This is a genomic window from Streptomyces sp. NBC_00510, from assembly GCA_036013505.1.
Classification (GTDB): Bacteria; Actinomycetota; Actinomycetes; order Streptomycetales; family Streptomycetaceae; genus Actinacidiphila.
On sequence record CP107851.1, the window covers coordinates 7,947,003 to 7,959,421 of the forward strand.

Genomic DNA, 12,419 nt, shown 5'->3' on the forward strand with positions numbered 1-12,419 from the left:
CGCTCCTCCGCCCACGCTTCCGCAATCACCCCTACAACCATTCCTCCCCACGGCGTGTCAAAGACGGTGCCGGAGAAGGAAAACGGGCTCTTTCCGGACACCCCCGCACCGCCCGGTCGTTCTTGAGCGAAGGAGCCGCTCATGCGCAAGAACCGCTCGGCTGCGGTCACCGCGGCGTCATTTCTCCTCATCACGGGCGCGGCCATCGCCACCGCGCCCGCCTCCGTCGCCGGGACCCCCGGCGGCACCCACGCAAGTGACCGCAACCGGGACTTCAACGGCGACGGGTACGAGGACGTGCTGACCGGCGCGCCCGGCGCCACCGTGGGCGGGCGTTCCGGCGCCGGTGCCGTCACCGTGCAGTACGGCGGGCCCAAGGGGGTCACCACCAGCGCCAAGGTGTTCAGCCAGAACACCTCCGGCGTGCCCGGCGCCGCCGAGACCGGCGACGCCTTCGGCCAGGCCGTGGCCAGCGGGGACCTCGACGGGGACGGGTACGACGACGCCGTCGTCGGCATCCCCGGCGAGGACCTGGGCGGCGTCGGCGCCGACGCGGGCGGCATCGTGGTCCTGTGGGGCTCGGCGAAGGGGCTGTCCGGCGCCGCGAGCGACTGGCTGCAGTCCGTCAGCGCCATGAAGGGCGACCGGTTCGGCAGCGCCCTGGCCGCCGGGCACTTCACCACCTACGTCCCGGGTGACCTGCTCGCCGTGATCGACAAGGTGGGGCTGTCGATCTTCCAGTACGAGTCCGTGCCGCAGGCCGCCGCCCGCAAGGGCGGGGACGCGGGGACCTTCACGCCCTTCAAGGACCGGCGGCGCACGCCGCTCGCCCGGCAGGCGGAAGGGCCCGGCATCGCGCCCACCTCGCTGACGACCGGCGACTACGACGACAACGGCCTGGCCGACCTCGTGGTCTCCGGCCTCAGCGTGGGCGACGAGCCGGGCTACGGCTGGTCGTACGTCCTCCTCAGCGACGACATCGATCCGCTGCCCGTCACCGCCCTGCGCGGCGGCCCCGTCGTCGCTTCCGGCGACGTCAACGGCGACGGCTTCGACGACCTGGTCACCGGGGAGCCGCACAGCCCCGACGACGGCGGCGCGTCGATGACCGGCGGCATGGTCGGCGTCTACTACGGCAGCCCGGACGGGCCGGTCGGGCAGGAGGGTCCGGGGAGCCCGCCCGTGTGGTGGACCCAGGACAACGCCGGTGTGCCGGGTGTCTCGGAGCGCGGTGACGGCTTCGGCTCGGACCTCTCCGTCGGGGACGTCAACCGCGACGGGTACGCGGACGTCGCGATCGGCGCCTCCGGAGAGGACATCGGCCGCGTCGCCGATGCCGGAGCCGTGTGGGTGCTGCGCGGCTCGGCCAGGGGTCTGACCACCGCCGGTGTCCTGGACGTCAGCCAGAACACCGCGGGCGTCCCGGGCGCCGCCGAGAAGGCCGACAAGTTCGGCGCCCAGGTCTCCTTCACCGACCCCAACCGCGACGGCTACTTCGGTCTGCTCGTCGCGGCCCCGGGTGAGAACACCAACGACGGCGTGGTGTGGGTGTTCTCGGCCGGCTCCGGTGGCCTCAAGCTGCCGGGGAGCTGGACGTACGGCGGCGGCTCGCTCGGCGCCCCGTCCCAGAACGCCCGGTTCGGCGCGGCGATCGACGACTAACCGCGCTGCCCGAGGCGGCGCAACTGCCGGGTCCGGGCGGCGTCGTCGCCCGGACCGTCGCGCTCGGCCAGCAGCCCGCTCACCCGCCACTGCGTCTCGCGCGGGCGGTTCCCGCCGAACTTGAACTTGGCGCGTACGTCGGTGACCTCCAGCCGCAGCCCGCGGATGCCCGGCAGCATCCGGCCGAACGGCGCCTGGCCGGGGACGACGGGGGCGTGGTCGCCGCGCGGCTGGAAGTGGGCGAGCTGCCGGTGCAGCAGGTCCGCCTTCTCCTGGGGGTCGTCCACGAGGTGGGCCACGCACAGCAGTTGCACGGCGGCGTAGTAGCTGGTGGGCGTCCCGTGCTCGGGCGGGGTGCCCGCGGGGGCGTGCCAGGGGCCGGGGATGAAGGTGTAGTCGTCGACGACGCTGAGCGTCACCCGGGGGTGGGCCTCGACCGCGGCCCACAGCGGGTTCGGCCGGGCGAGGTGGGTGACCGCCTCGTGCCGTCCGGCGTCGTAGGCGAAGTGCAGCGGCTGGACGAACGGGGGCTCGCCGTCGAGTCCGTTGACCGCGAGCTGGCCGAAGTCGTGGGCGGCCAGCCAGTCCTGCCACTCGGCCTCGTCGAGGGCGGCGTCCCAGGGGTGGACGAGCATGCGCGGGGCTCCTTTCAGCGCGCGGTGAGGTAGCCGGGGGCGGCGATCGACGGGTCGAGGTCGTGGGCGGGTTCGGGCGTCCCGTAGGAGCGGGTCACCGGCAGCACGCCCGTCCAGTGGGGGAGCGTCAGGTCCTCGGGGTCGTCGCCGGGGCCGCCGGTGCGCACCTTGGCCGAGACCTCGTGCAGGTCGAGGGCGATGACTGCGGTGGCGGCCAGTTCCCTGGCGTTGGCGGGGCGGGAGTCGGCGGCGCGGCCGGGCACGATGTGGTCGACGAGGGCGTCCAGGGCGGCGGAGCGCTCGGCGGGGTCGGTGACCTGGCGGGCCACGCCGTGCACCACCACGGAGCGGTAGTTGATGGTGTGGTGGAAGGCGGACCGGGCCAGCACGAGTCCGTCCAGGTGCGTCACGGTCAGGCAGACCGGGAGCCCGGTGTCCTCGCTTGCGTCGCGCAGCGGACGGGAGCCGGTGGAGCCGTGCACGTAGAGCCGCTCGCCGACGCGGGCGTAGAGGGTCGGCAGCACGACCGGTGCCCCGTCGCGGACGAAGCCGAGGTGGCAGAGGTAGTCCGCGTCGAGGATCGCGTGCACCAGGTCGCGGTCGTACGAGGCGCGCTCGCGGCTGCGGGTCGGGACCGTGCGGTCGGTGGGAGCGTACGCATCGGCAGCGGAGGGCGTGGCGGACATGGCGCGATCCTTTGCACTAGTGCATAATGCCTTTTGTGCTAGGAGAGTACACGTTCACCGGCCGGGGCGCAGCGGACATCGCGGCGAGCGTCGAACGGGCCATCGGGGAGGGCGCGCTCGCGCCCGGCGCCGCGCTGCCGCCGCTGCGGGAGCTCGCCGCCGGACTCGGCGTCAACCCCAACACCGTCGCCGCCGCCTACCGCCTGCTCCGCGACCGCGGCGTCATCGAGACGGCGGGCCGACGCGGCAGCCGGGTGCGCAGGCGTCCGGCGACCACCGCGCGGGACGAGATCCGCCTGGAGGTGCCGCCCGGGGTGCGGGACCTGTCCACGGGCAACCCGGACGCCGCCCTGCTGCCCCCGCTCGGGGAGGCACTGGCCGAGGCGGCCGCCCGCAACGCGCGGCAGCCAACGCTGTACGGGCGGTCCCCGGTCGAGGAGGAGCTCGCCGCGCTCGCGCGTGCCGCCTTCGACGCCGACGGGGTGCCGGCCGGCCCGGTCGGCCTCACCTCCGGTTCGCTCGACGCCATGGAGCGCGCGCTCACCGCCCATCTGCGGCCGGGGGACGCGGTGGCGGTGGAGGACCCCGGCTGGGGCAGCGTCTTCGACCTCGTCCCGGCCCTCGGGCTGCGCGCGGTCCCGGTCGGCGTGGACGACGACGGCCCGCTGCCGCACGACGTGGACGCCGCCCTGCGGCAGGGCGCGCGGGCGCTGATCGTCACCGACCGCGGCCAGAACCCGACCGGCGCCACGCTCTCCGCGGCGCGCGCCGGCGAACTCCGTGCCGTCCTGGGCGGCCACCCGCAGGTGCTCGTCATCGACGACGACCATGTGAACGGCCTGACCGAGCTGCCGCTGCACCCGCTCGCCGGGAGCACCCCGCACTGGATGCTGGTCCGCTCGACCGCCAAGGCCTACGGCCCCGACCTGCGCCTGGCCGTCCTCACCGGCGACCCGGTCACCGTCGACCGGGTCCGCGGCCGCTACCGGCTCGGGCCCGGCTGGGTCAGCCATCTGCTGCAGCACGCCGTCGCCCACCTCTGGCGCACCGGAGCGGTCGACGTCCCGGCCGTCTCCGCCGCCTACGCCGCGCGCCGCGACGCGCTGGTGCGGGCGCTGGCCGACCGCGGCGTCCCGGCGCACGGACGCAGCGGTATGAACGTCTGGGTCCCGGTGCCCGACGAGACCGGGGCGGTCGCCCGGCTCCTGCAGGCGGGCTGGGCGGTCGCGCCCGGCGCGCGCTTCCGCCTGGACTCCCCGCCGGGCATCCGCATCACCGTCTCCCCGGTCGCGGTGGACGAGGTCCCGGCCCTGGCCGACGCCGTCGCCGCCGCCGTCCGGCCGCACCGCGCCGGGCGCTTCGGCTGACGGGGCGCGGGCCGGAGGGGGTCAGCCCGCCGGACGGCGCTGGGTCAGCGCCGCGCCGGCGAGCACGACGAGGGCGCCGACCGGCTCGTTCCACGTCAGGTGCTCGTCCAGCAGGGCGACACCGGCCGCGGTCGCGATGACCGGGATCAGGTAGGTGACCATCGTGGCGATGGTCGGGCCCTTCTCCGCGACGATCCCGTACTGCAGGAGGAAGGCGATCCCGGTGCCCAGCGCGCCCAGCGCCACGACCGACAGCGTCGGCCAGAGCGGGAACGAGCCGGGCGTGGAGGTGAACAGCGGGGTCAGCACGGCCAGTTGGACGGTGCCGAGCAGCAGCTGCGCGGAGGACATCGACAGCGCCGAGTTGCCGCTGCCGCTCAGGGTGCGGCGCACGTAGATCCAGCCCACCGCGTAGCTCGCGGAGGCGCCCAGCGCCATCGCGGTGCCCGCCGGATCCGTCCCGGAGAAGCCCTGCCAGGCGCCGAGCACGGTCAGCACCCCGACGAAGCCGATGCCGACCCCCGCGACCCGCTGCCGGGTGGGCTTGTCGTCCGACAGCGCCACCACCGACAGCACCATGCTCCACAGCGGGGTCGTGGCGTTGCAGATCCCCGCGAGCGTGGAGGGGATGGTGAGCTCCGCGTACGCGAAGAGCGTGAACGGGAGCGTGTTCAGCAGCAGCGCGGCGACCGCCATGTGCCCCCATGTGCGGGCGCCGCGCGGCATCCGTTCCCGCTTCACGGCGAAGGCGGCGGCCAGCACGGCGGTGCCGAAGACCATGCGGCCGAGCGCGACCTGCAGCGGGGCGTACGCCTCGGTCCCCACCTTGATGAACAGGAAGCTGAAGCCCCAGATGAGCGCGAGCACGGCCCAGCTGACGCGCCAGTCCACGACGGGACGGCGGCGCGTGGTGACCGAGGGGGCGGCGGAGGCGGGTGTGGTGCCGGCGGGGGAGGGGGCGGCCACGACGGCCGGGGGGCGGGTGCTGGGTGCGCTCATGGCCATCACGATGACGGATTGAACCTCTTAGGACAAGCGAGAAAACCTGCCAGTGATCCCGTAGTGTTGCTTACATGTTGAACCTCGAGCGCCTGCGCATCCTGCACGCGATCTCCACCTACGGCTCGGTGAGCGCCGCGGCGGACGTCCTGCACGTGACGACCTCGGCCGTCTCCCAGCAGATGGGCAAGCTCGAACGCGAGACCGGGCAGACGCTGCTGGCCAAGAACGGCCGCGGGGTCCGCCTCACCGACGCCGGCCGGCTGCTGTCCGGGCACGCCGACCGCATCCTCTCCCTCGTCGAGCTCGCCCACTCCGACCTGGAGGCGCACCGCGGCGCCGCGGTCGGCGAGCTGCGCATGGGGGCCTTCCCCACCGCGGTGCGCGGCCTGTTCCCGCAGGCGCTCGCGGCGACGCGGCACGACCACCCCAAGCTGCGCGCGATGGTCCACGAGATGGAGCCCCAGGACGCGCTGGCCCGGCTCGTCCGCGGCGACATCGACCTCGCGGTCGTCCTCGACTGGTACAACAAGCCGCTGTCGCTGCCCGGGGGCCTGGCCAAGGAGCCGCTGCTCGACGACCTCGCCGACGTGGTCGTCCCCGAGGCCCACCCCCTGGCGGGCCGCGACGAGGTCGACCTGGGCGAACTCGCCGACGACGACTGGATCGCCTGGCCGGACGGCGGCTTCTGCCACGAGTGGCTGCTGTTCACCCTGCGCGGCAAGGGCGTGGAACCGCGCATCGCCCACCACGCCGAGGAGCACCCCACCGTCCTCGCCCTCGTCGCCGCCGGCCTGGGCGTCGCCGTCGTCCCGCGCCTCGGCCGCGGCCCCCTACCGGGCGGGGTGCGCGCCATCCGCGTGCGCCACACCATGAAGCGCCACATCTACGCCGTCTGGCGCTCCGACGCCGACCGCCGCCCCGCCATCCGCGCCGCCGTCGGGGCCCTGCGCCGGGCAGCGGAGGACGTCGCGGCCGCCGAGGGCTGATCGCGCTCGGGGCCGCCGCGCGTGCGCTAGCCGAGCCCCGGCATCTTGCGGAAGTCCCAGGAGACGACGGAGTCCGGGGTCAGGCGCAGCCACGCGTGGCGGCCGTCGTGGGGCATGGACTCCAGGCCGAAGTTCTTGGCGGCGAACAGCCGCTCGACGACCTCCAGGTCCGGGTGGGGCTCACCGGTGCGGGGCGCCTCGCCGACGAACTCGACGGTGCCGGAGAGTTCGACGCCGCGCAGTTCGCCGTACTCCGTGCCGTCGTCGACGACGACCGCGACCCGCGGGTCACGCCGCAGGTCGGCCCAGCGGCGGCTGCGGACGATCGAGTACAGCCACAGGGACGTCCCGTCCCAGACGAACCACAGCGCGCCCACGTGCGGGCGGCCGTCGGGCGAGACGGTCGCGACGCGGCAGGTGCGCTGCGCGCCGAGGAAGGCGTCGGCCTCCTGCGGGGTCATCATGATCCGGCGTCCGCGCCGCTGTGCGACGGCCATGTGCGCCCCCACTTCCTGCCTGACGGTTCGTCAGATACGGTCACTTGGGACGACGGTAGGGCAGCCGCGCGCAAGGGGGCAAGCATGACGGACGGCAACCGGCACCGCAGGCTCGACGCGCTCCTGACCCCCCGGTCCACCGCCGTGCTCACCGTCGAGTGCCAGCGCGGGGTGGTTGGTCCGGGCGGCGCGCTGCCGGAACTCGCGGCCGCCGTAAGGGCCTCCGGGGCGCTGGACGCCATCGCGCGGCTGGTCACCGCGGCCCACGCGGCGGGCGCCACCGTGGTGCACGCCGTCGCCGAACGCCGCGCCGACGGCCGCGGGTCCAGCCGCAACGCGCGGATCTTCCGCGCCGCCGAGCGGCTGCCCGTCCTGCAGGTCGCGGGCACACCGGCGGTCGAGGTCGCCGAGGAGATAGCGGTCGGTGCCGGCGACTTCGTCGTGCGACGGCTGCACGGGCTGTCGCCGGTCGCCGGCACCGGCCTCGACGCCGTGCTGCGCAACCTGGGCGTGCGCACGGTCGTCGTCACCGGGGTGTCGGCCAACGTGGCCGTTCCCAACGCCGTCTTCGACGCGGTCAACCTCGGCTACCAGGCGGTCGTGCCCGCGGACGCCATCGCCGGGGTGCCGGAGTCGTACACCGCGGACATGGTCCGGCACACCCTCGCGCTCGTCGCCACGGTCACCACCGCCGACGAGGTCATCGGCAGCTGGAAACGGTCCGGGCCGGGCCCGGGGGGGCTCAGGCCAGGGCCACTGAGTCCCCCTCCACCTTGATGTTCGCCGCCGGCAGCGGCTGGGTCGCCGGGCCGTTGGCCACGCTGCCGTCCTTGATGCTGAACTTGCTGCCGTGGCAGGGGCAGTTGATCGTGCCGCCCGCGATCTCGTTGACGGCGCAGCCCTGATGGGTGCAGATCGCCGAGAAGGCCTTGAACGAGCCCGCCTCGGGCTGGCAGACGACGACCTTCTTGTCCGCGAAGATCTTGCCGCCGCCGACCGGGATGTCCGAGGTCTTGGCCAGCGCCGCCTCGGCCCCGCCGCCGGCGGGCGCCGACCCCCCGGCCCCTTGGTCGCCGCCCTGCGGGGGCGCGGCAGGGCTGTAGGCGCCCGCGGAGTCGTTGGAGTCACCGCACGCGGCCAGCGCGGCCGCGAGCCCCGCCGCACCCACCCCGGCGACCACGGCGCGGCGGGTCGGAGCTCCTGCGGTGCCAGTCGTCTCGGCCATGCGTCACACATCCTGTTGCCTCGTCCGTTCCGGACCGCCAGCCGGGGCCCGGGAGCGTCGGTCACGCCCTGCCCTGTCGTACGGACGAGATGGGTGGGCCGTTCAACCATCCCCCGGAAATTCACATGGCACGCCGGATCGCCGTCACTAAGGTGAGGGGTGCCGCGAAGCGCCGCCCCTCGGGCGGCGGGCACTCGCCGCACCCTTCGGGGACGACAACTGGACACGGGTGGCCGGCGAAGCGCAGCGCGGAGTTCCTTCGGATCCGGCGGTTGCGGGTTCGAGTCCCGCCCGGCCGTCCACTGGACGGCCGGTAGCTCAACCGGCAGAGCACCAGACACACTTCGCGCGTCAGGTACTCGCCGGCCTCCCGTGTCCGGTTCCGTCGTCCCCGACCGGTCGCCTCGCGGCCGGGCCGGGGGCTGCACCGGCGCCACGAAGCGAAGCAGGGGCTTACTTCTGACTCACGCAGTCCGTGGGTTCGAATCCTACCGGTCCCCTCGGGGACCGTCGTCCAGCGGCCAAGGACAATGCGGCTCCTGCGAGCAGGTACTCGTGGCGCCCGGCAGCCCCTGCGCGGCCCGGAACCCCCCGACTGCAGGAGACGGACGAGATGGCCAAGTTCGCATCGGCGCGCACCGCGCCGGTGTCGCCGCTGACCACGACCGGCGTGACCACCACCTTCGAGGGCGGCGCCGGCTTCACCCGCGACGCGAAGAGCGACCTGTTCCTGTTCGCTGCGACCAACATGGTGGGCGAGGACACGTTCTACGAGTCCGCCGGCGACCGCGACCGGCGCTTCCGCGACCTCGTGCACGCCGCCACACGGCAGGACCCCGACTGGGTCGCCCGGTTCGTGCCGTATCTGCGGGGCGAGATGAACATGCGGTCCGCCGCGGTCGTCGTCGCCGCCGAATCGGCGCTCGCCCGCAAGGAGGGCACCGAGCGCGAGGCGACGGTGCCGGTGCGCAGGATGGTCGCGGACGCGATGCTCCGCGCCGACGAGCCCGCCGAGTTCCTCGCTTACTGGGTCGCGCGCACCGGCCGCAGGACCCTGCCCGGCGGTGTCCAGCGCGGAGTCGCCGACGCCGTCGCCCGCCTCTACACCGAGCGGGCCGCGCTGAAGTACGACGGCACAGCCGCGCGGTGGCGCATGGCGGACGTCGTCGCGCTGGCCAAGCCGGTACCGGCCGGGCCGTGGCAGGCCGACCTCTTCGACCACCTCGCCGACCGCCGCTGGAAGCGGGAGACCGTGCGCGTCACGGACCGCCTGCCGGTCCTGACGGCGTACCGCGACGCGATGCGGATGCCCCGGGCCGAGCGGCGCTCCTGGTTCCTGGCGGACCCGGTCCGGTTGCGCGCGGCCGGCATGACCTGGGAGCAGCTCTCGGGCCTCGGCGCGATGGACGCCCCGGCATGGTCGGCGATGATCCCGTCCATGGGGCTGATGGCCCTCACGCGGAACCTGCGCGGCTTCGACGAGGCCGGGGTCCCCGACGACGTCGCCGAGCGGGTGTGCGCCCGGCTGGCGGACCCGGAGGAGGTCCGGCGCTCGAGGCAGTTCCCCTTCCGCTTCCTGTCGGCGTACCGCACCGCACCGTCCCTGCGCTGGGCCCACGCGCTGGAACGGGCGCTGACCGCGGCCACGGCGAACATCCCGGCCCTGCCCGGGCGCACGCTGGTGCTGGTGGACACCTCCGCCTCGATGCGGGACCGCGTGTCGTGGAGGTCCACGGTCCGGCACGTGGACGTGGGCGCGCTCTTCGCGGTGGCCCTGGCCGCACGGGGCTGCGCGGTCGACCTGTACGGCTACGCGGACGGCGTCTTCCGGCACCCGCTGTCGAAGGGCGGATCCGTCCTGGCGCAGACGGAGGCGTTCTGCGCCCGGATCGGCGAGGTCGGCCACGGCACGGAGACGGTCGCCGCGCTCAGGGCGGCGTACCGGGCCCACGACCGCGTGGTGATCGTGTCGGACATGCAGGCCTTCCACCACCCCGGCCACGGAGGCGGCGCCCTCGACCGGGGCCGCGAGGGGCACCGGGGCCTGTCGGTGTCGGAGTCGGTCCCGGCCGACGTGCCGGTGTTCGGGGTCGACACGAGCGGCTACGCGCCGGCGGCGATCGACACCGTGCGGCCGCACCGGTACGAGATCGGCGGCTTCTCCGACAAGCTCTTCACCATGGTCGACCTGCTCAGCCGGAACCACGGCGCGGCGTGGCCATGGGAGACCGATCATTAGGATGCGTCCATGGAGGAAGTGACCGGGATCCGCTACGTCACGCCGTTGCGTGAGGGCGGATCGGTTCCCGGGGTCGTCGAGGCCGACGACCTGGGGACCTACGTGGTGAAGTTCGTGGGTGCCGCACAGGGGCGCAAGGCGCTGGTCGCGGAGGTGATCGCGGGGGAGCTGGCCCGGCGGCTGGGCATGCGGGTGCCGGTGCTGGTGCGGTTCCAGTTCGACCCGGTGATCGGGCTCGGCGAGCCGGACCAGGAGATCCAGGACCTGCTGAAGGCCAGCGGCGGCCTCAACCTCGGCATGGACTTCCTCCCCGGCGCGCTCGGCTTCGACCCGCTGGTCTTCGAGGTGGAGTCCGGCGAGGCGGGCCGGATCGTGTGGTTCGACGCCCTCGTGGGCAACGTCGACCGCTCGTGGCGCAACCCGAACATGCTGGTCTGGCACCAGGACGTCTGGCTGATCGACCACGGTGCCTCGCTGATCTTCCACCACAACTGGAAGGGTGCCGACCAGGCCGCGGACAAGCCGTACGACGCCGCCGACCACGCCCTCGCCCGCTTCGCCCCGGACATCGAGGCCGCCGCCCGCGACCTCGCCCCGCGGGTGGACGAGGCGCTGCTGCGCGAGGTCACCGCCCAGGTCCCCGACGAGTGGCTGGTGGACGAGCCCGGTTTCGCCGGCCCGGACGAGGTGCGGCGCGCGTACGAGCGGGTGCTGCTGGCGCGCGCCGGCACCGTGGGGGAGCGGATCACCCTCGCCCCGAAGCAGCAGGAGAAGCAGGCGCCGCCGGAGTGGCTGCGTACCTGGGTCGAGGGGAAGGCCGCCAAGTGAGCACGGCGAGCGGGCGCGATGTGTTCGAGTACGCCCTGGTGCGCGTGATGCCGCGGATCGAGCGCGGCGAGCTGATCAACGCGGGTGTGCTGGTCTACTGCCGTGCCAAGTCCTTCGTGGGGGCCCGGGTCCACCTGGACGAGACCCGACTGCGCTGCCTCGACCCCGACGTGGACGTCGCCGGCGTACGGGCGGCGCTGCGCGGCTACGAGGGCATCTGCGCGGGCGGCGAGCGGGCCGGGCAGGCGGCGGAGGACGATCCGGGGCGCCGCTTCCGGTGGCTGACGGCGCCGCGCAGCACCATCGTGCAGCCGGGCCCGATCCACACCGGGCTGACCGAGGACCCGCAGGCCGAGGTGGACCGTCTGCTGGATCTTCTGGTGCGCTGAGCCACATCGGCGCGGTGGGCGTTGACACAGGGTCACTGCGCTCCTACGGTTTCGGCTACGGGACGTACTAAGCGGTCGCTCACCTGCGCGACCGCTCCCCACAGGGCTGAGGAGAGCAGATGTCGACCACCGAGCAGCGCGTAGCGATCGTGACAGGGGCGGCGCGCGGCATCGGCGCCGCCACCGCCGTGCGCCTGGCCGCGGAGGGCCGCGCCGTGGCCGTGCTGGACCTCGACGAGACCGCGTGCAAGGACACCGTCGAGCAGATCACCAAGGCGGGCGGCCGGGCCGTCGCCATCGGCGCCGACGTCTCCGACGAGGAGCAGGTAGCGGCCGCGGTCGCGCGCGTCGCCGCGGAGCTCGGGGCGCCGACGATCCTCGTCAACAACGCGGGCGTGCTCCGCGACAACCTGCTGTTCAAGATGAGCGCGTCCGACTGGGACACGGTCATGAACGTGCACCTGCGCGGCGCCTTCCTGATGACCCGCGCCGTCCAGAAGCACATGGTGGACGCGAACTTCGGCCGCGTGGTCAACCTGTCCTCGTCCTCCGCCCTCGGCAACCGCGGCCAGGCCAACTACTCCGCCGCCAAGGCCGGCCTGCAGGGCTTCACCAAGACCCTCGCGCACGAGCTCGGCAAGTTCGGCGTCACGGCCAACGCCGTCGCCCCCGGCTTCATCGTCACCGACATGACGGCCGCCACCGCCGCCCGCATCGGCATGGGCTTCGAGGAGTTCCAGGCCGCGGCCGCCACCCAGATCCCCGTCCAGCGCGTCGGCAACCCGGACGACGTCGCCAACGCCATCGCCTTCTTCACCGGCGATGCCGCGGGCTTCGTCTCCGGCCAGGTGCTGTACGTGGCCGGCGGACCGCTCGACTGACCCGCGACAGGAGACCCGCATC

At 74.1% G+C, this 12,419-nt stretch carries 13 protein-coding genes; 8 read left to right on the forward strand and 5 right to left on the reverse strand.

The features are described 5' to 3' along the window. The first annotated feature begins 141 nt into the window (after positions 1-141). A complete protein-coding gene (locus OG937_35965; protein ID WUD76707.1) occupies positions 142-1,662 on the forward strand; it encodes an FG-GAP repeat protein in 1,521 nt (506 codons plus the stop codon). Here the strand turns inward: OG937_35965 and OG937_35970 are convergent. Beyond that, positions 1,659-2,297 (reverse strand): FMN-binding negative transcriptional regulator, encoded by a 639-nt coding sequence (locus tag OG937_35970; GenBank protein WUD76708.1) that lies wholly within the window; start codon positions 2,295-2,297, stop codon positions 1,659-1,661. The two genes, OG937_35965 and OG937_35970, sit on opposite strands and share 4 nt — an antisense overlap. A gap of 14 nt (positions 2,298-2,311) precedes the next feature. Continuing rightward, on the reverse strand, positions 2,312-2,983 hold the full coding sequence (locus OG937_35975) for a pyridoxamine 5'-phosphate oxidase family protein (GenBank protein WUD76709.1): 672 nt from the start codon (positions 2,981-2,983) through the stop codon (positions 2,312-2,314). A 35-nt stretch (positions 2,984-3,018) separates the two neighbouring features. Between OG937_35975 and OG937_35980 the strand changes: the two genes are divergently transcribed. Next, a complete protein-coding gene (locus tag OG937_35980) occupies positions 3,019-4,350 on the forward strand; it encodes an aminotransferase class I/II-fold pyridoxal phosphate-dependent enzyme (protein WUD76710.1) in 1,332 nt (443 codons plus the stop codon). A gap of 21 nt (positions 4,351-4,371) precedes the next feature. On the opposite strand, the gene OG937_35985 is transcribed toward OG937_35980, so the two are convergent. Continuing rightward, the gene (locus tag OG937_35985; protein ID WUD76711.1) at positions 4,372-5,355 is read right to left on the reverse strand and encodes a DMT family transporter; all 984 of its coding nucleotides are present in this window, start codon (positions 5,353-5,355) and stop codon (positions 4,372-4,374) included. 68 nt (positions 5,356-5,423) lie between these two features. Between OG937_35985 and OG937_35990 the strand changes: the two genes are divergently transcribed. Further along, positions 5,424-6,338, forward strand: a complete 915-nt coding sequence (locus OG937_35990) for a LysR family transcriptional regulator (protein ID WUD76712.1) — start codon at positions 5,424-5,426, stop codon at positions 6,336-6,338. A 26-nt stretch (positions 6,339-6,364) separates the two neighbouring features. Here OG937_35990 and OG937_35995 read toward each other — a convergent pair whose 3' ends face one another. After that, positions 6,365-6,835, reverse strand: coding sequence for a pyridoxamine 5'-phosphate oxidase family protein (locus tag OG937_35995; protein ID WUD76713.1), 471 nt, complete (start codon positions 6,833-6,835; stop codon positions 6,365-6,367). Positions 6,836-6,919: 84 nt separating this feature from the next. Between OG937_35995 and OG937_36000 the strand changes: the two genes are divergently transcribed. Next, the gene (locus tag OG937_36000; GenBank protein ID WUD76714.1) at positions 6,920-7,612 is read left to right on the forward strand and encodes a cysteine hydrolase; all 693 of its coding nucleotides are present in this window, start codon (positions 6,920-6,922) and stop codon (positions 7,610-7,612) included. Here OG937_36000 and OG937_36005 read toward each other — a convergent pair. Continuing rightward, positions 7,578-8,060 carry a Rieske (2Fe-2S) protein gene (locus tag OG937_36005; GenBank protein WUD76715.1) on the reverse strand — a complete coding sequence of 161 codons (483 nt, stop codon included), beginning with the start codon at positions 8,058-8,060 and terminating at the stop codon, positions 7,578-7,580. The two genes, OG937_36000 and OG937_36005, sit on opposite strands and share 35 nt — an antisense overlap. A 613-nt stretch (positions 8,061-8,673) precedes the next feature. On the opposite strand from OG937_36005, the gene OG937_36010 reads away from it, so the two are divergent. The 4 genes from OG937_36010 (at position 8,674) to fabG (ending at position 12,397) form a co-directional block, all read left to right on the forward strand. Next, positions 8,674-10,299, forward strand: coding sequence for a TROVE domain-containing protein (locus tag OG937_36010; GenBank protein WUD76716.1), 1,626 nt, complete (start codon positions 8,674-8,676; stop codon positions 10,297-10,299). A 9-nt stretch (positions 10,300-10,308) separates the two neighbouring features. Beyond that, positions 10,309-11,127 (forward strand): hypothetical protein, encoded by an 819-nt coding sequence (locus tag OG937_36015; GenBank protein ID WUD76717.1) that lies wholly within the window; start codon positions 10,309-10,311, stop codon positions 11,125-11,127. A 47-nt stretch (positions 11,128-11,174) separates the two neighbouring features. Then, entirely contained in the window at positions 11,175-11,516 is a 342-nt protein-coding gene (locus tag OG937_36020) for a DUF3037 domain-containing protein (GenBank protein WUD79000.1), read from the forward strand. 119 nt (positions 11,517-11,635) lie between these two features. Beyond that, on the forward strand, positions 11,636-12,397 hold the full coding sequence (gene fabG, locus OG937_36025) for a 3-oxoacyl-ACP reductase FabG (protein ID WUD76718.1): 762 nt from the start codon (positions 11,636-11,638) through the stop codon (positions 12,395-12,397). The last annotated feature ends 22 nt before the right edge of the window (positions 12,398-12,419 follow it).

Coding starts and splice junctions, on each gene's coding strand:
- OG937_36000 (WUD76714.1), top strand. CDS start 6,920: ATGACGGACGGCAACCGGCACCGCAGGCTCGACGCGCTCCTGACCCCC.
- OG937_36010 (WUD76716.1), top strand. CDS start 8,674: ATGGCCAAGTTCGCATCGGCGCGCACCGCGCCGGTGTCGCCGCTGACC.
- OG937_35985 (WUD76711.1), bottom strand. CDS start 5,355: ATGGCCATGAGCGCACCCAGCACCCGCCCCCCGGCCGTCGTGGCCGCC.
- OG937_35975 (WUD76709.1), bottom strand. CDS start 2,983: ATGTCCGCCACGCCCTCCGCTGCCGATGCGTACGCTCCCACCGACCGC.
- OG937_36015 (WUD76717.1), top strand. CDS start 10,309: ATGGAGGAAGTGACCGGGATCCGCTACGTCACGCCGTTGCGTGAGGGC.
- fabG (WUD76718.1), top strand. CDS start 11,636: ATGTCGACCACCGAGCAGCGCGTAGCGATCGTGACAGGGGCGGCGCGC.
- OG937_36005 (WUD76715.1), bottom strand. CDS start 8,060: ATGGCCGAGACGACTGGCACCGCAGGAGCTCCGACCCGCCGCGCCGTG.
- OG937_36020 (WUD79000.1), top strand. CDS start 11,175: ATGCCGCGGATCGAGCGCGGCGAGCTGATCAACGCGGGTGTGCTGGTC.
- OG937_35965 (WUD76707.1), top strand. CDS start 142: ATGCGCAAGAACCGCTCGGCTGCGGTCACCGCGGCGTCATTTCTCCTC.
- OG937_35990 (WUD76712.1), top strand. CDS start 5,424: ATGTTGAACCTCGAGCGCCTGCGCATCCTGCACGCGATCTCCACCTAC.
- OG937_35970 (WUD76708.1), bottom strand. CDS start 2,297: ATGCTCGTCCACCCCTGGGACGCCGCCCTCGACGAGGCCGAGTGGCAG.
- OG937_35995 (WUD76713.1), bottom strand. CDS start 6,835: ATGGCCGTCGCACAGCGGCGCGGACGCCGGATCATGATGACCCCGCAG.